Annotated in this window: 15 protein-coding genes; 3 read left to right on the top strand and 12 right to left on the bottom strand. The window is 71.9% G+C overall.

Features of this window, described 5'->3' with window-relative positions:
* Positions 1–23: 23 nt before the first annotated feature.
* The 9 genes from D7044_RS27125 to D7044_RS32180 all read right to left on the bottom strand — a co-directional run bounded on the left by D7044_RS27125 (position 24) and on the right by D7044_RS32180 (position 10,845).
* On the bottom strand, positions 24–1,055 hold the full coding sequence (locus D7044_RS27125; RefSeq protein WP_120678658.1) for a sugar phosphate isomerase/epimerase family protein: 1,032 nt from the start codon (positions 1,053–1,055) through the stop codon (positions 24–26).
* The gene (locus tag D7044_RS27120) at positions 1,052–2,062 is read right to left on the bottom strand and encodes an SCO3242 family prenyltransferase (RefSeq protein WP_120678660.1); all 1,011 of its coding nucleotides are present in this window, start codon (positions 2,060–2,062) and stop codon (positions 1,052–1,054) included. The genes D7044_RS27125 and D7044_RS27120 overlap by 4 nt, the downstream gene beginning before the upstream one ends.
* On the bottom strand, positions 2,046–3,212 hold the full coding sequence (locus tag D7044_RS27115; RefSeq protein WP_120690565.1) for an inositol-3-phosphate synthase: 1,167 nt from the start codon (positions 3,210–3,212) through the stop codon (positions 2,046–2,048). Before D7044_RS27115 ends, D7044_RS27120 begins: the two co-directional genes overlap by 17 nt.
* Positions 3,213–3,823: 611 nt before the next feature.
* On the bottom strand, positions 3,824–5,023 hold the full coding sequence (locus D7044_RS27110) for a Gfo/Idh/MocA family protein (protein ID WP_120678664.1): 1,200 nt from the start codon (positions 5,021–5,023) through the stop codon (positions 3,824–3,826).
* Positions 5,024–5,077: 54 nt separating this feature from the next.
* Positions 5,078–6,139 (bottom strand): substrate-binding domain-containing protein, encoded by a 1,062-nt coding sequence (locus D7044_RS27105; RefSeq protein ID WP_120690564.1) that lies wholly within the window; start codon positions 6,137–6,139, stop codon positions 5,078–5,080.
* A 95-nt stretch (positions 6,140–6,234) separates the two neighbouring features.
* On the bottom strand, positions 6,235–7,350 hold the full coding sequence (locus D7044_RS27100; protein WP_120678668.1) for an ABC transporter permease: 1,116 nt from the start codon (positions 7,348–7,350) through the stop codon (positions 6,235–6,237).
* On the bottom strand, positions 7,347–8,861 hold the full coding sequence (locus D7044_RS27095) for a sugar ABC transporter ATP-binding protein (RefSeq protein WP_199716782.1): 1,515 nt from the start codon (positions 8,859–8,861) through the stop codon (positions 7,347–7,349). Before D7044_RS27095 ends, D7044_RS27100 begins: the two co-directional genes overlap by 4 nt.
* Positions 8,862–9,208: 347 nt before the next feature.
* The gene (locus D7044_RS27090; RefSeq protein WP_120678670.1) at positions 9,209–10,387 is read right to left on the bottom strand and encodes an ROK family protein; all 1,179 of its coding nucleotides are present in this window, start codon (positions 10,385–10,387) and stop codon (positions 9,209–9,211) included.
* Positions 10,388–10,602: 215 nt separating this feature from the next.
* Positions 10,603–10,845 carry a hypothetical protein gene (locus D7044_RS32180; RefSeq protein ID WP_147434725.1) on the bottom strand — a complete coding sequence of 81 codons (243 nt, stop codon included), beginning with the start codon at positions 10,843–10,845 and terminating at the stop codon, positions 10,603–10,605.
* Between D7044_RS32180 and D7044_RS32175 the strand changes: the two genes are divergently transcribed.
* A complete protein-coding gene (locus tag D7044_RS32175; protein WP_147434724.1) occupies positions 10,844–11,317 on the top strand; it encodes a hypothetical protein in 474 nt (157 codons plus the stop codon). The genes D7044_RS32180 and D7044_RS32175 overlap by 2 nt on opposite strands.
* 84 nt (positions 11,318–11,401) lie before the next feature.
* Here D7044_RS32175 and D7044_RS27075 read toward each other — a convergent pair whose 3' ends face one another.
* The 3 genes from D7044_RS27075 to D7044_RS27065 form a co-directional block, all read right to left on the bottom strand.
* Positions 11,402–12,460 carry a YihY/virulence factor BrkB family protein gene (locus D7044_RS27075; protein WP_120690561.1) on the bottom strand — a complete coding sequence of 353 codons (1,059 nt, stop codon included), beginning with the start codon at positions 12,458–12,460 and terminating at the stop codon, positions 11,402–11,404.
* Positions 12,461–12,523: 63 nt separating this feature from the next.
* Positions 12,524–13,333 carry an ABC transporter permease gene (locus D7044_RS27070; RefSeq protein WP_120690560.1) on the bottom strand — a complete coding sequence of 270 codons (810 nt, stop codon included), beginning with the start codon at positions 13,331–13,333 and terminating at the stop codon, positions 12,524–12,526.
* A gap of 12 nt (positions 13,334–13,345) precedes the next feature.
* Positions 13,346–14,146, bottom strand: coding sequence for an ABC transporter permease (locus D7044_RS27065; protein ID WP_120690590.1), 801 nt, complete (start codon positions 14,144–14,146; stop codon positions 13,346–13,348).
* A 256-nt stretch (positions 14,147–14,402) separates the two neighbouring features.
* Here D7044_RS27065 and D7044_RS27060 point away from each other — a divergent pair, with 256 nt between their 5' ends.
* Together D7044_RS27060 and D7044_RS27055 are read left to right on the top strand one after the other, a co-directional pair.
* Positions 14,403–14,714, top strand: a complete 312-nt coding sequence (locus D7044_RS27060; protein ID WP_120678679.1) for a PadR family transcriptional regulator — start codon at positions 14,403–14,405, stop codon at positions 14,712–14,714.
* The gene (locus D7044_RS27055) at positions 14,714–15,055 is read left to right on the top strand and encodes a hypothetical protein (protein WP_120678681.1); all 342 of its coding nucleotides are present in this window, start codon (positions 14,714–14,716) and stop codon (positions 15,053–15,055) included. Before D7044_RS27060 ends, D7044_RS27055 begins: the two co-directional genes overlap by 1 nt.
* The last annotated feature ends 58 nt before the right edge of the window (positions 15,056–15,113 follow it).

Genomic DNA, 15,113 nt, shown 5'->3' with positions numbered 1-15,113 from the left:
CTCGGACCCCCTCTGCTCTGCACCTACATACGCACCGGGGCCGTTCCGGTCGACGACACGTCGGTGGGTGCAGAGCTGGGTACGGCCGCGACCGGGCCGGCCGGGGTGGGCACGGCCGGGGACGGACCGGGCGGGTCCGCCTCGGCCGGCAGCGTGCGCGCCCGGGCCGCGGCGGCGCGCAGGAACTCCAGCGAACGCGCGGCGACGGCGGGCGCGGCGTGCGAGTGCCGGGGCAACTCGACGGCGACGAGACCGCGATAGCCGGCATCGGTCAGCGCCCGCAGCACCGGCGGGAAGTCGATCTCACCCTCGCCGAACTCGAGGTGCTCGTGCACCCCACGGCGCATGTCGTCGATCTGCACGTTGACCAGGTGCTCGGCGACGTCGCGGACGCAGCGGTCCACCGGCTGGGGCTCGAGGCAACGGCAGTGCCCGATGTCGAGGGTGATGCCGAAGCAGGGCGCTGCGTCGAGCGCGGCGCGCAGCCGTCGCCAGCCGGCGATGTCCTCGACCAGCATGCCCGGCTCCGGCTCGAAACCCAGCAGCACGCCCGCCCGGTCGGCCGCGTCGACCACCGTCGCGCAGCCGGCGACCAGCCGGTCCCAGGCGGCCCGGGGCGCAACGGCCTCGGGGCGTACGCCGGCCCAGAACGACACCGCCTCGGCGCCGAGGTCCGCGCCGATCCGGACGGCCCGGCGCAGGAACTCGACGCGGCGGGTCGGGTCGTCGTGCAGCAGCGTCGGCGCGTGCTTGTGCCACGGATCGAGCAGGTAACGCGCACCCGTCTCGATCATCACGCCGAGGCCGAGGGCGTCCAACCGCCGCCGGAGCGCGGCGACCCGGTGCGGCAGCCCCGGTGCGAACGGGTCGAGGTGGTCGTGGTCGAGGGTGAGCGCCACCCCTTGGTATCCCAGGTCGGCGAGGACGGCGAGCGCGTCGTCGAGGCGGTGGTTGGCGAAGCCGTTCGTGCCGTACCCGAAGCGGGGGCCCGCATCCACGGGGCGTTCGGTGGCAGGGCCCGGGCCGGGCGCCGGAGCGGTCGGCACGGCGCTCATGTCGGCGAGACCTTCCGGGCCAGCCGCCGCCCGAGCGGCGCCGCGGCGGCGACCACCAGGCCGAGCAGGCCGGCCCCGCCACGTGCGGTGAGCGCGCCCTGGAGCGCGGGCAGTCCGGTGATCCCCGCCCCGACCGCAGCCCGGACCCGACCGGCGCTGGGCTCGGCCACCACCCGGGCCTGCGCGGTGCCGTAACCGACGGCGTACCAGGCGGCGAGCGCCGCCGGCACCAGGGCGGCGAGCGTCCCGCCCCGCGGCTCACCGGTTGCGGCCCCGCGCCGGCTGCGGCCACGACCGAGCAGGGTGGACGGCCGTCCGTTCCGGTGCGGCGCGGCGGAATCCGGCCCGGTGCCGTCACCGGCTCGCCGGTCACGGCCGAGCGGATCGCGGTCGAGGGTGCGCCGGGACGCCCTGGCGGCGGCCGCCGCCACCACCGCGGTGCCGGCGAGGGTGCCGATCGGCAGGGCCGGGTCGGCGCCGCTGACCTCCCGACGGGAGAGCGCGGTGACCGTCCAGGTGTGCGCGGCGACGGTGAGCGCCGCCGGCATCGCGCGGGTCAGCCGACCGCCGCTCGCGCCGAGCAGCACGTCCAGCCCTCGGCAGGCGGCCATCACGGCCGGACCGGCCGCGGTGTTCTTCGCGCGCAGGTCGTATCCCCAGACGGTGGCGGCGAGCGGCACCGCGATCGCGGCGGCGCGTCGGCCCCCGGCCGCGGTGGCCAGGGCCACCCCGGCGGCGGTGAGGCCGGCGGCGAGGCCGACCGCGGCGCCCGGCCGGATCCGGCCGCTGGGGATGGGACGCTCCGGTCGCTCGACGGCGTCCAGCCCCCGGTCCGCCCAGTCGTTGGCGGCCATTCCGGCCCAGTAGAGCAGCACCGACGCGCCGGCCAGCGCGGGCGTACGCCGGTCGAGCGTTCCGGCCGCGGCGGCCCCGGCGACGACGTCCCCGGGTACCGAGAGCGCGGCCGGTGCGCGGACCAGCTCGGCCAGGTCAGCCAGCGTGCTCATCGCTGCCCCCGTGCCCGGCGTGCAGGCCCCGCGTGAAGTTCACGAGCCGGCCCCACTGCTCGGCGAGCGAGTGGGACGGCGAGCCGAGCGGGTCCTTGAAGAAGAAGCCCAACTCGGTCAGCGGGCCGACCTCTCCGGCGGCGTGCGCGGCCGCGGTGAGCCGGGCCAGGTCGAGCACGAGCGGCGCGGCGAGCGCGGAGTCGCAGCCGTGCCAGGTGAACTCCATCCGCATCCGGGTGTCGAGGAACCCGGAGAAGGTGATCAGATCCCAGGCGGTCTTGAAGTCCCCCAACTCCTCCACGAAGTCGATCCGGGTCTCGCCCTGCGGCACGTAGCCCAGCGTCTCGCCGAGCACGCGCTGCTTGCTCTCCACCTTCGCGGCGTTGGCACCCGGATCGACGAGGTTCGCGCCGTCGCCGCCGCCGAGCAGGTTCAGCCCGGACCAGGAGCGCACCCGCAGGTGCCGCATCGCGAACATCGGGGCGAGCACCGACTTGACCAGGGTCTCCCCCGTCTTGCCGTCGTGCCCGGCGTACGGCAGTCCACGTTCGACCGCCAGCGTGTGCAGGGCGGGCAGCCGCGCCCCGGTCGACGGAGTGAAGTCGACGTACGCACAACCGGCCTCCAGGGCCGCGTACGCGTAGAGGGAGCTGGCCGGCAGCACCTCCTGTGGGCCGGTCAGCGCGGCCCGCAGCGCGGTCGGGTCGGCGTGCCCGGGATGGGGGTGGGCGGGCGGCTCGGTGGCCGAGACGTTGACCACGACGACGCGGTCCAGCTGGTGCCGGTCGCGGAAGCCGATCAGGTCCCGGGCGGCGGCGACCGCCCGCACCGCCTGGGTGGCGCCGGTGGGGGCGGGGCGCAGCTCCTCCTCGACCGCGGCCAGTTCGTCAGGGAGCGCGGCGACCAGCCGGCCGGGCAGCACGCCGGCGGCGGCGAGCGCCTCGGCCCGCTTGCACAGCGGCGTGGTGACCACGTCGTGGCCCCCGTAGACCAGGTCGGCGAAGGCAGGAAGGGCAGGCCCGCGCAGCTCGGGAAGTTCGGTGACGCAGCCGGTCGGCCCGGCGAGGCCGGCTCGCAGAGCGAGCCCTCCGACGATGCTCGTGGTCGCGACCGAACCGCGCGCTCCCACCAGCCAGACACCCGTACGCATGGCGCTCCTTCCCCGATCAGGAGGACCGTTGTGCATCGAATTACATTGATATCAGAAGTTGCTTCGGAAAACTATGGGTTCGAGCGGATGGGCCCCGTCCGCCCGTCCGCCGGGACGGTCCGGCGTCGAAGTCGGCGGCGACGACACCGGCCGACCCCCGGTTCGGGTGCGGACGGACGAGGCTGGCAGGCAGGGTCGGTCGGCGTCTCGACCCTGCCTCCCCCGCATCCGCGTCGGGGCGGTGGCCCACCGCCCCGGCCGGACGTCTCAGTGGTGCAGGTTCACCGCGGGCCGGCGGGAACGGTCGGTGACGGTCTCACAAGAGGTGGACGTGCCATCTGCTCCTCCGGATCGTCGACGGTGGTGGCGGCCCTCCGGTGTGGCCGGGGAATCCCGGTCCGGCCGCACCGGAGAGCCGTCCTGCGTGTGCCCACCGGGCACGGGCCCGGGCGCACTCCCTCCGGTCTCGACCTCGTCCCGGCCGCGGGGCGCAACCGCGGCCGGCCCTCGCCGGTCGGAACGGAGGTACTGATCGGGCGGGACGGCGACGCCGCCACCGCGGGCGAATCGGGGGCCGGTCCGGCCGGGCTGCCCGGCCGGACCGGATCGGATCAGACGGCCACCGCGGTGAGCGCGGGTTCCACCTCCGTCCACGACGAGCCCAGCTCCGCCGAACGGGCCACCGCGTCCAGCACCAGCTGGACCTGCAACGCGTCGGCGAAGGAGGGAGCCGGATCCGCACCGGTGGCGATCGCCTCGATGAAGTCGCGCATCTGGTGCGTGAACGAGTGCTCGTAGCCGATGATGTGCCCCGGCGGCCACCAGGCCGACATGTACGGGTGCTCGCCCTCGGTCACCAGGATGCGGCTGAAGCCCTGCTCGGCCGTCGGCCGCGTCGCGTCGTAGAACTCCAGCTCGTTGAGGCGCTCCAGATCGAACACCACGCTCCCCAGCGAACCGTTGATCTCCACCCGCAGGGCGTTCTTGCGCCCGGTGGCGAAGCGGCTCGCCTCGTACGTGGCGAGCGCGCCGCCGTCGAGCCGGGCCACGAAGAGCGCGGCGTCGTCCACCGTCACCGGACCGGTGGCCGGGCCGGCCCCGTCGACGACCTGACCGTCACCGCCGTTCGCGGAGGCGGCCAGCCCACTCGATTCGGCGGAGAGCGGCCGCTCCTTGACGAACGTCTCGGTCACGGCACTCACCCCCGTGATCCGCTGGCCGGTCACGTACTGGGTCAGGTCGACGATGTGCGCGCCGATGTCGCCGAGCGCACCGGACCCAGCCCTGTCCTTCTGCAGCCGCCAGACCAGCGGGAACTGCGGGTCCACGATCCAGTCCTGCAGGTACACCGCCCGGACGTGCCGGATCACTCCGAGCCGTCCGTCGGCGACCAACTGGCGCATCATCGTGACCGCGGGCACCCGGCGGTAGTTGAATCCACACATCGACCGCACACCGGAGGCCTGGGCGGTGGCCGCCGCAGCGGCCATCTCCCGCGCCTCCTGCACTGTGTTGGCCAGCGGCTTCTCGCACAGTACGTGCTTGCCGGCGGCCAACGCGGCGAGTGCGATCTCGGCGTGGCTGTCGCCCGGGGTGCAGACGTCGACGACGTCGATGTCGTCCCGGTTGACCAGGTCACGCCAGTCGGTGGTGTACGCCTCCCAACCGAGCCGGTCGGCGGCCTCGGCCACCTTCCCGGAGTCCCGGCCGCAGATCAACGCCATCCGGGCCCGCGCCGGCAGGTCGTACACCCGGTTCACGGTGCGCCACGCCTGCGAGTGCGCGGCACCCATGAACGCGTAGCCGACCATGCCGACCCGCAGTTGCTTACCTGTAGTGGACAAGGTGGGTCTCCCCCCAATGTGTCAGAACCCGAGCTTGAGGTAGCTGCTCGCGTTCTCCTTCGTGATCGTCTCGGAGGCGAGGATGAGCTCCTTGGGCACCTGGAGCTCCACCAGGTCGGACATGCCCTTGCCCTGGGCGATCAGCCGGGCCAGCGAGATGGCCGAGGACGCCATCGACGGGCTGTAGGTGACGGTCGCCTTGAGCACGGTGTTGTCCGCCTGGATGTCCTCGATCGCCTTCTTCGAGCCGGCGCCGCCGACCATGAAGAACTCCTTGCGGTTGGCCTGGGTGACCGCGGCCAGCACGCCGATGCCCTGGTCGTCGTCGTGGTTCCAGATCGCGTCGATCTTCGGCAGCGCCTGGAACAGGCTGGTGGCGGCCTGCTGGCCGGAGTCGGCGGTGAACTCGGCCGGCCGGCGGTTGTTCACCTTCAGCCCGTTCTGGGCGAGGGTGTCGGCGAAGCCCTTCGAACGCTCCTGGGTCAGCTCCAGGGAGTCGGTGCCGGCGATCTCACCGATGATCGGGGCGCTGACGCCCTTGGCCTTGAGCTGCGCCACGATGTAGTTGGCCGCGGCGACCCCCATGCCGTAGTTGTCGCCCTTGATCTGGAGCCGGTAGGCCAGCGCGTCGGGGAAGGCCCGGTCCAGGTTGACCACCGGGATGCCGGCCTTCATCGCCTCCAGGCCGGCGGCGTTGAGCTCCTTGCCGTCCGCCGGGAGCAGCACGATGACGTCCGGCTTCTGCGAGATCAGCGTGGAGAGCGCGGCCCGCTGGGCGGCGGCGTCCGCGCCGGCCTCGACCGTCTTGAACTCCACATCGGAGTACGCGGCGGCCTGCGCCTTGGCGTTGGTGGTGATCGCGGCCAGCCAGCCGTGGTCGGCGGCCGGGGCGGAGAAGCCGATCGTCACCCGCTCGCCGGGGGCGGCGTTTCCGCCGGCCGCGGCGTCGGCGCCCTTGGTCTGCGCGGTGGTGGGCTGATCGGACTCGTTGCTTGTGCAGCCGGCGAGCAGCACGCCGGCACCGACGGCAGCCCCGCCGAAGAGCAGGCGGCGGCGGGACAGGTCGCGACTGTGCTCGGTCATGACGACCTCCTGAATTCGCGGTGGTGGGAGTGGGAAAAGGGTGTGCGGGGCCCGGTCACCGTCGCCTGCACGGTGACCGGGTGTGCTGCGGTGGGTCAGTTGGTGGTGAGTCGGTTACGTCCGAGGAACTGGGTGAGGCTGCGGAACTGCACCTGCTGGACCAGAACGGCCGCGACGATGATGCCGCCCTTGACCATGTTCTGGGCCTCGGTGGTGAGACCGTTGATCGCGAAGAGATTGGTGATCGTCGAGAAGATGATCACCCCGAGCAGGGAGCCGATGATGGTGCCCCGCCCGCCGCTGAGCAGCGTGCCGCCGATGATCGCGGCGGCGATCGCGTCGAGCTCGTAGAGGTTCGCCATCGCCGCCTGGGCCGAGGTGGCCTGGGCGGTGAGCATGATCGCGGCGATGCCGCAGCAGAGCCCGGAGAGCGCGTAGAGCAGCACCGTGTGCCGCTTGACGTCGATGCCGGCCAGCCGGGCCGCCTCCGGATTGCCGCCCACCGCCACCGTGCGCCGTCCGAACGTGGTGCGGTTGAGCAGCACCCACCCGGCGAGCACCACCGCGGCGAGGATGTAGACCAGCAGCGGGATACCGAACAGGTTGGTGCTGGCGATGCCGTTGATGGTGGCGTTGTCGGAGACCTGGGTCTGCTTGTCGGAGAGCTCGGCGGCCAGACCGCGGGCGGCCACCAGCATCGCCAACGTGGCGATGAACGGCACCAGCCGGCCGTACGAGATGAGCACGCCGTTGACCAGGCCGACGCAGAGACCGACGGCGAGCGCACAGAAGATCATGCCGCCGGCGCCGTAGCTCTGGGTCGCCACCGTGGTCGCCCAGACCCCGGCCAGGGCGACGATCGCGCCGACCGACAGGTCGATGCCGCCACCGATGATGACGAAGGTCATCCCCACCGTCACCACACCGACCACGGAGGCCAGCTTCAGGATGACGAGGATGTTGCTCCACACCCAGCTGGAGTCGCCGTAGAGGTCCGGTCGGGTGATGACGCCGATGACGATCAGCGCCACCAGCACCCCGATGAGCCAGAGATTTCGCCGCGCCCCCTCGCCGCCTTCGCCGCGCCACCAGGAGAGCCGGCCCCCGGCGCGCTGCTCGGCCGCCGCCGTCTCCGCCGGGTCGACCGGAGGGGACTGCGCCGGCAACTGCGCCGGCCGCTCCGGGGTCGAGGTGTCGGTCACGTCGCTCATGCCGCCGCGCCTTCCATCAGGGACCCCGCCATGACGAGGTCGAGGACGGTGTTCTCGTCGAGTTCGCCGGCCGGGGCCTCGCGGACGACCCGCCCCTCCCGCATCACCAGCACCCGGTCGGCCAGGCCGAGCACCTCGGGAACCTCGCTGGAGACCAGCAGCACCCCGACGCCCCGCTCGGCGAGGGTGCGGATGACCTGGTAGAGCTCGGCCCGCGCGCCGACGTCGACACCGCGGGTCGGCTCGTCGAGCAGCAGCAGCCTCGTGTCGCCGAGCAGCCAGCGCCCGACCACCACCTTCTGCTGATTGCCGCCGGAGAGGGTGCGCACCGGACGGCGAACGTCGCGCGGGCGCAGCTCCAGGCTCTCCGCGACGCGGTCCGCCTCCGCGCGTTCGCGGCCGGTGTCGGTGAAACCGGCCCGGGCGTACCGGGCGAAGGTGGCCAGGGTGACGTTGCGGTAGATGGGCTCGCCGAGCAGCAACGCCTGACTCTTGCGCTCCTCCGGGGCCATGCCCATCCCGGCGCGTACCGCCGCGCCGACGCTGCCCGGCCGCAGCGCCCGGCCGGCCATCCGCACCGTCCCCGCCTCCGGCCGACGGGCCCCGTAGATCGTCTCCAGCAGCTCGGAGCGTCCGGAGCCGACCAGCCCGGCGATGCCGACGATCTCACCGGGGCGTACCCGCAGCGACACGTCGGCGAACTCGCCGGCCCGGGTGAGCCCCTCCACCTCGAGCAGGTCGGCGTCCGCCGTGGTGGCGGCCACCGGGCGTTCCGGGAAGACGTACTCGATCGTGCGGCCGGTCATCCGGTTGACCAGGTCACGGGTCGGGGTGTCGCGCGCCGGCAGGTTCGCCGCGGTGGTCCGGCCGTCCTTGAGTACGGTCACCCGGTCACCGATCTCGCGGATCTCCTCGAGCCGGTGCGAGATGTAGATGACGGCGATGCCCTGGGCCGTCAGTTCGCGGATGATGCGGAAGAGGTTGCCGACCTCGTCGTGGGCGAGCACGGCGCTCGGCTCGTCCATGATGATCAGTCGCGCCTCGTGGGAGAGCGCGCGAGCCATGCTGACGACCTGCTTGCCGGCGGCCGGCAGGGCGCGGACCATCCGGTTCGGCGGGATCTCCGCGTGGCCGAGTCGGCCGAGGATCTGCCGGGTACGCCGAGCCATGTGGCCACGGCGCACGAAGCCGAAGCGGCGCGGCTCGTGACCGAGGAAGGCGTTCTCGCCGACCGAGAGGTCCTCGACGAGATCCAGCTCCTGGTAGATGGTGGCGATACCCGCGCGCATCGCGGCCTGCGGATTGGCGAAGGTGACCGGGTCGCCGCGCCACTCGACCTGACCGGCGTCGGGCCGGTGCACCCCGGAGAGCACCTTGATCAGGGTCGACTTGCCCGCACCGTTCTGGCCGAGCAGGCAGTGCACCTCGCCGGCGCGGACCTCCAGCTGCACGCCGTCGAGGGCGCGTACGCCCGGAAAGGTCTTGACCACGTCGGTGAGGCGCAGCACCACCTCGCCCGCGACCGCGTCGGCCGGCGCCTCGACCAGCGGGGCGTCCACGGACCCGCCCTCCGCGCTGCCGCCCGTCGGGCTCGCTTCCCTCTCGGTCACCACGCCTCCTCCCGCTCGGTCACAACCAGTCCACCTACGGCTGCGGGGCTCGCAAACCCGGCTCACTCTCCTCGCGCTCACCACACCCACAGATCGCGACTGCGGGGCTCGCAAACCCGGCTCACTCCTCGCGCTCACCACACCCACAGATCGCGACTGCGGGGCTCGCAAACCCGGCTCACTCCTCGCGCTCACCACACCCACAGATCGCGACTGCGGGGCTCGCAAACCCGGCTCACTCCTCGCGCTCACGATGCCTCCCCGAAAGCGACGTCGCTGGCGAGCACCGCCGCGCCGGCGACCCCGGCCCGTGGGCCGAGCTCGGAGAGGACGACGGGCAGGTTGCCGGTGGCCAGCGGCAGCGACCGGCGGTAGACCACGCTGCGGATCTCGGCGAGCAGGATGTGACCGAGTTGGGCGAGGCCGCCGCCGATCACGATCATGGACGGGTTCGCGAAGCTCACCAGTCCGGCCAGCACGCCGCCGACCCGCCGCCCCCCGTCGCGGATCAGCTGGATACAGGTGACGTCTCCCTCGACGGCGCCCTCGGCGACGTCGAGGGCGGTCACCACGCCGTTGGCGGCCAGCCGGTCGGCGAGCGCCGCCGACGTTCCGCTGCGGGCGGCGGTGGCGGCCTCCTTGGCCAGCGCGGCGCCACTGAAGAGCGCCTCCAGGCAGCCGATGTTGCCGCAGGAGCACATCGGACCGTGCGAGTCGACCTGGATGTGCCCGATGTCGCCGGCGCAGCCGTCCGTGCCCCGGTAGACCTCGCCACTGAGGTAGATGCCGCAGCCGATGCCCGTACCGATCTTCACGAACAGGAAGTCGTCGACCGAGTGCGCGACGCCGCCGTGTCGCTCGCCGATCGCCATGATGTTGACGTCGTTGTCGACCACGGCGGGGCAGCCGTGCTCGCGGCTGAGCAGTTCGCGCACCGGGTAGCGGTCCCAGCCGGGCATGATCGGCGGTGACACCGGCAGCCCGTCGCGGAAGCTCACCGGGCCGGGTACGCCGACACCGACGCCGTCCAGCCGCTCGTACGCGCCGTCGACCTTCGCCTTGTGCAGCAGTTCGTTGACCCGTTGCAGGATCACCTTCGGGCCGGAGCGGATGTCCGCCGCCTCCCCGTACGCCGCGACCGGTTCGAGCCGCCCGTTGACCACCTCGACGTCGATCGAGGAGGCGCCGAGGTCGACAGCGGCGAACCGCAGCCGAGGGTTGAGCTCGACCAGGGTGGACCGCCGTCCGCCGCGGGAGGCGGCGAGCCCGGCCTCGGCGACGTAGCCGAGGTTGACGAGCCGCTCCAGTTCGGCGAGGAGCCGAGGACGTGGCATCTGCAACCGGTCGCCGAGTTCGGCCCGCGAGACGGCACCTTCGTCGCGGAGCAACCGCAGAAGGCGTACGTGCAGTGGGTCGTCGCTCCGCACTGGACTCACCTCCACATCGGCATCCTTCACATCGACGAACCGTCTATGCGTTGTGTCCGACACAGTAGGAGCCTTCCGCGCCGCATGTCCAGGGCTTCGGCTGATCCGTCGCTAACTTTTGCTCATTCGGACAGAAGTTTTGGTAGCAGCGGGCATCGCAAGGTCCCGCAACCACGGCAGAGCCCCTGGGGCCGAACCGGGCCGACCTCTCCGCGTCACCCAACGCCCGCCGCCACGCTGATCATGAGGTTGACGAGGGATCCGATCTCCAAAGAAGCCGCCAACCTCATGATCAGCGCGCGATTACCGTCCCGGCCGGCATTCTCAATCGATTGACATCGATCAACGTGGCGGATAGCGTCCCGAGCGACGGGGGCGAGGTCGCGGACCGCAATTGCTGCATTGCGGCCACCTTCCGTTTTGGCGTGCCCGAACACCCCGGCAGGAAGGAATTCCATGAATCGCAGGACGCGCTTTCTCACGGCCGTTTCAGCGGCGGCGCTCTTCGCGCTCGTCGCACCGTCCGCCGCCGAGGCGGCAGCGCCGGGGTCGGCTTCCGCGACCGGAACCATCGCCCCCGTAACTGCGCCGCAGGCTGCACCGACGGCAGCCGGTGGGGACTTCGCGCCGCTCGGCAACTGCACCGCGGGCATCTTCTGCGGCGAGGTGAAGAACCGACTCGGCCGGTCCGTGAAGATCTCGGGAAACTGGCCGTCGAACACGAAGACCATGATGCTCCCGGCGGGTGCCGGCTCTGGCTCCGATTCCAGCAGCTACTACGAATTCCGGGACACCGACGGATTCCAGGTACCGGCCGGCTATTACTACTCCGACACCGTCGGAAACAGGTACTACCCGGGGTGGCACAAGGTCAACGACCTTCAGGAAATCACCCTGAACGGCTGGTGCGACCTGGACTTCTGCAGCTGACCCGGTCGCATTGAATTGCCGCTGCCTGCCGCGCCGTCCACCGGCGCGGCAGGCGGTACGCCGGCACGCAAGGCGCGCACCGGCTCACCGTTCCGGACGCCGACGCGCCGCCTTGCGGAGCTTGCGGTCGTCGCGCAGCTCCACGTACGGCTCCTCGTCGGCATCGTGACCGGCCGAGATCGCCCGGCCGCGCTCCAGCTCGGCTTGGAACTCGGCCCCGAGCAGGATCGCGACGTTGGTGAGCCAGAGCCAGACCAGGAAGATGATCACACCGGCGAGGGTCCCGTACGTCTTGTTGTACGAACCGAAGTTGCTCACGTAGAGGGCGAAGAGCGCGGAGACCACCAGCCAGATCACCACGGCCAGCACCCCGCCGGGGCTGACCCAGCGGAAGCCGCCGTGCCGGGCGTTCGGCGAGGCCCAGTAGAGGATCGCGAACATCAGGCTGACCAGGATGAGCAGAACCGGCCACTTCGCGATGTTCCAGACCGTCACCGCGGTGGAGCCCAGCCCGATCGCCTCCCCGGCCGACCGGGCGAGACGGCCGGTGAAGACCACGATCACCGCACTGACCAGGAGCATCACTCCGATCACGGCGGTCACACCGATCCGGGTGGGCAGCGTCTTCCAGATCGGTCGCCCCTCCGGCACGTCGTAGATGGCGTTGGAGGCGCGCATGAAGGCCGCGATATAGCCGGACGCGGACCAGAAGGCACCGAGCAGACCGAGCACCGCCCCGGCGCTGGCCAACCCTCCGGACTTCTGCGCCTGCTCGATCGCCCTCTCGAGGATCTGCTGGATATTGCCCTGCGGGATGGCCTGACCCACGGTGTCCTTGACGCCCTCGGTCGCCCCCGGGCCGAGCAGGCCGATGATGGAGATGAGCACGAGCAGGCCGGGGAAGATGGAGAGCACCCCGTAGTAGGTCAGAGCGGCGGCCCAGTCGGTCAGATTGTCCTCCTGGAACTCCTTAACCGTCCGGCGCAGCGCCGCCAGCCACCCGGTGCCCGGCAGTTGAGCGGGGCTTTCCGGGCCCGCCTCCGGCCCGGCCGGCTCCCGGGTTCCCTGGGGGCGGCCGGCGGCTTCCCGCGCGGCGCCGTCGTCACGGTCGGGTCCTCGGCGGGCGGACTCGTCGGCGGCCATTCACCCCTCCTCGTCGTCGCGTGTGCCTTGCGGAGATGCCCCGACGACGCGGTGGGTAACCACCTACCGGTAGAGCAACCGCCCCATCCGGCGCGAGGCCACCAGCAGCCCCAGCGCGACGACGAGGAGCAGGTAGAGCACGTCGATCAGCCAGGACCGACCCGCGGTGCCGAGCGCGACGTCGCGGATCAGGTGCACGGCCCGGTAGAGCGGAGTGACCTCGACCAGCCAGCGCAGCACTGTCGGGTAGGCCTCGGCCGGAACGAACGTGCCGGAGAAGAGGAAGAGGGTGAACTGGGCCGAGCCCATCAGGTCGAAATCCTGCCAACTGCGCATGAACGTGGCGAGCGCCATGCCCGACGCGCCGAACGCGAAGCCGACCAGCACGGCGGCCGGGAAGGCGATCGCCGCCCGCCCGACGGTGGTCAGGTCCATCGCGGTCATCACCACCAGGAAGGCGGCCGAGTAGGCGCTGCCCCGCAGCATCGCCCAGCCCAGCTCCCCGAGGGCGATCTCGAACGGCCGTACGGGGGTGGCGATCACCCCGTCGTACAGCTTCATGTACTTCATCTTTCCGAAGAAGTTGAAGGTGGTCTCGGCGAGCGCCCCCGTCATCGCCGAGGAGGCGAGCATGGCGGGGGCGACGAACGCCGCGTAGCCCACGAGCCGCCCGTCGGGCAGGTTCAGGTCACCGACCAACGCGCCGACGCCCACCCCGATGGAGAGCAGGTAGAGCAGCGGCTCGACGAAACCGGAGGCGAGCAGCAGCCAGTAGACCGATCGCAGCGCCGCGATGTTGCGCTCGGTGACGGAGACCGACCGCCGGGACGCGGCGGAGACGTCGATCAGCCGGGGCAGGACCAGAGCGACCACGATCGGCCCTTCCTAGACGACGAGTCGGCGGCGGAACGCCCGGCGGGCCAGCAGGCCGCCGGCGAGCGCCCAGGCCACGAGGTAGAGCAGGTGACCGGCGACCGACCACTCCGCGGCGACGCCGAGGGTCGCCGCCCGGCACAGGTCGACGGCGTGCCAGAGCGGTGTCGCGTACGCCAGCCAGCGCAGCCCCTCGGGTAGGCCGTCGACCGGGAAGAACACCCCGGCGAAGAGGGTCATCGGGATGACTGCGAAGCGGAACAACAGGGCGAGCCAACTGTCGCTGTCGACGGCCGCGCTGTAGGCGAAGGTCGGTGCGGCGACCGCCAGGCCGAGCAGCGCCGCCACCGGCAAGGTGGCCAGCGCCCAGGGTGATCGCAGCGCGCCGAAGAGCGCGGTGACCAACAGGAAGGCGGCGATCGTGGTGAGCACCCGGAACATCACGTACAGCAGGTGGCCGACGAGGATGTCACCGACCCGCAGCGGCGCGGCGCTCTGCGCGTAGTACGTCTTGATCCATTGAAAGTTGCTGAACACGGGCCAGGTCGAGTCGCCGAGCGCCACCTGCAGCGCCGTCGACGCGATCAGGCCGGGCACCAACCAGTCGAGATAGCTGACGCCGTCGACGCCCTGGTCGACGTAGGTGCCGACACCGACACCGAACCCGAGCACCGTCAGGACCGGCAGCAGGAAGGACGAGAAGACCCCGGCCCGCCAGGTGCGGCGATAGCCCACCAGGAAGAAATTGAGGACGGTGAACGCCGGCACCCGTGGCAGCGGCGGGCGGGTCCGTTCCCGCACCGATGGGGCCACGCCCACCACGACCACCCCCGACCGCTCTCCGCCCGTCGCGGCCTTCGTACCGGAGGGGTACGACAGCCGCCGCCACCCTACGGCCGGCCGGCGTACGTGTCGCGGCAGTTTCCGCCGCGCCGCCCGCCGCCCGCCGGGAGGGTGAGCACGAGTTCGGACCGGTGCGGGAGCATGGCGGGCGGGGAACGAGAAGACAGCGACAGTCTCGGTTCCGCATTCGCTGGACAGGCTTAATCTACATAGGTAGCCTTGATGCGTGCAGCCACTCGAACGCATCGGCGCCGCGACGGTCGACGTACTCCGCGTGCTGCTCGACAGTGACCGGCCCCGGTGGGGTTTGGAGATCATCAAGCTGACCGGGCGCCCCTCGGGCAGCGTCTACCCGCTGCTGGAGCGGCTGGAACGCCACGGCTGGCTGACGTCGCGCTGGGAGGAGACCGAGCGTCGCGGTCCCCGACGGCGGATGTACGAGCTGACCGTCGACGGCGCCGTGGCGGCACGACGAGTCTGCGCGCAGGCCGCCACGCGGAAGGCCCGGCAGCGTCTCACCCGACCCCGGGAGGCCTGATGACGCCGTCCGAGCGCGTCGCGCTCACCGTCGTCCGCTGCGCCACGCGCCTGCTCGCCCGCGAACGGCGCGCCCGCTACCTCGAACAGTGGCAGGCCGACGTGCACGGCGCGACCGAGCTGGGCGTGTCACCGCTACGGCTCGCCGCCGGCATCCTCGGTGCTGCCGCCCTGATCGCCGTCGTCGACCGGAAGGAGACCCGGACCATGCTGCCCATCGGCCCGCTCGCCCTCGCCCTACGTCTCGTCGGCGGTGCCGGCGCACGCCGGCGCGCCGCCGCCCTCGCCGCGGTGTTCACCCTGGCCCTGCTGGCCGGGGCGGGTCTGCTCATCGCCGGCTGACGCCACACCCCGCGCCGGATCGGTCCGTCGCAGAGCGGAGCGATGACCGGCGACGGTG

It is taken from the genome of Micromonospora musae (genome assembly GCF_003626635.1).
GTDB classification, from domain to species: Bacteria; Actinomycetota; Actinomycetes; order Mycobacteriales; family Micromonosporaceae; genus Micromonospora; species Micromonospora musae.
This window is presented reverse-complemented; position numbering and strand designations above follow the sequence as displayed.

Coding starts and splice junctions, on each gene's coding strand:
- D7044_RS27125 (WP_120678658.1), bottom strand. CDS start 1,055: ATGAGCGCCGTGCCGACCGCTCCGGCGCCCGGCCCGGGCCCTGCCACC.
- D7044_RS27120 (WP_120678660.1), bottom strand. CDS start 2,062: ATGAGCACGCTGGCTGACCTGGCCGAGCTGGTCCGCGCACCGGCCGCG.
- D7044_RS27115 (WP_120690565.1), bottom strand. CDS start 3,212: ATGCGTACGGGTGTCTGGCTGGTGGGAGCGCGCGGTTCGGTCGCGACC.
- D7044_RS27110 (WP_120678664.1), bottom strand. CDS start 5,023: ATGGTCGGCTACGCGTTCATGGGTGCCGCGCACTCGCAGGCGTGGCGC.
- D7044_RS27105 (WP_120690564.1), bottom strand. CDS start 6,139: ATGACCGAGCACAGTCGCGACCTGTCCCGCCGCCGCCTGCTCTTCGGC.
- D7044_RS27100 (WP_120678668.1), bottom strand. CDS start 7,350: ATGAGCGACGTGACCGACACCTCGACCCCGGAGCGGCCGGCGCAGTTG.
- D7044_RS32175 (WP_147434724.1), top strand. CDS start 10,844: ATGAATCGCAGGACGCGCTTTCTCACGGCCGTTTCAGCGGCGGCGCTC.
- D7044_RS32180 (WP_147434725.1), bottom strand. CDS start 10,845: ATGGAATTCCTTCCTGCCGGGGTGTTCGGGCACGCCAAAACGGAAGGT.
- D7044_RS27075 (WP_120690561.1), bottom strand. CDS start 12,460: ATGGCCGCCGACGAGTCCGCCCGCCGAGGACCCGACCGTGACGACGGC.
- D7044_RS27055 (WP_120678681.1), top strand. CDS start 14,714: ATGACGCCGTCCGAGCGCGTCGCGCTCACCGTCGTCCGCTGCGCCACG.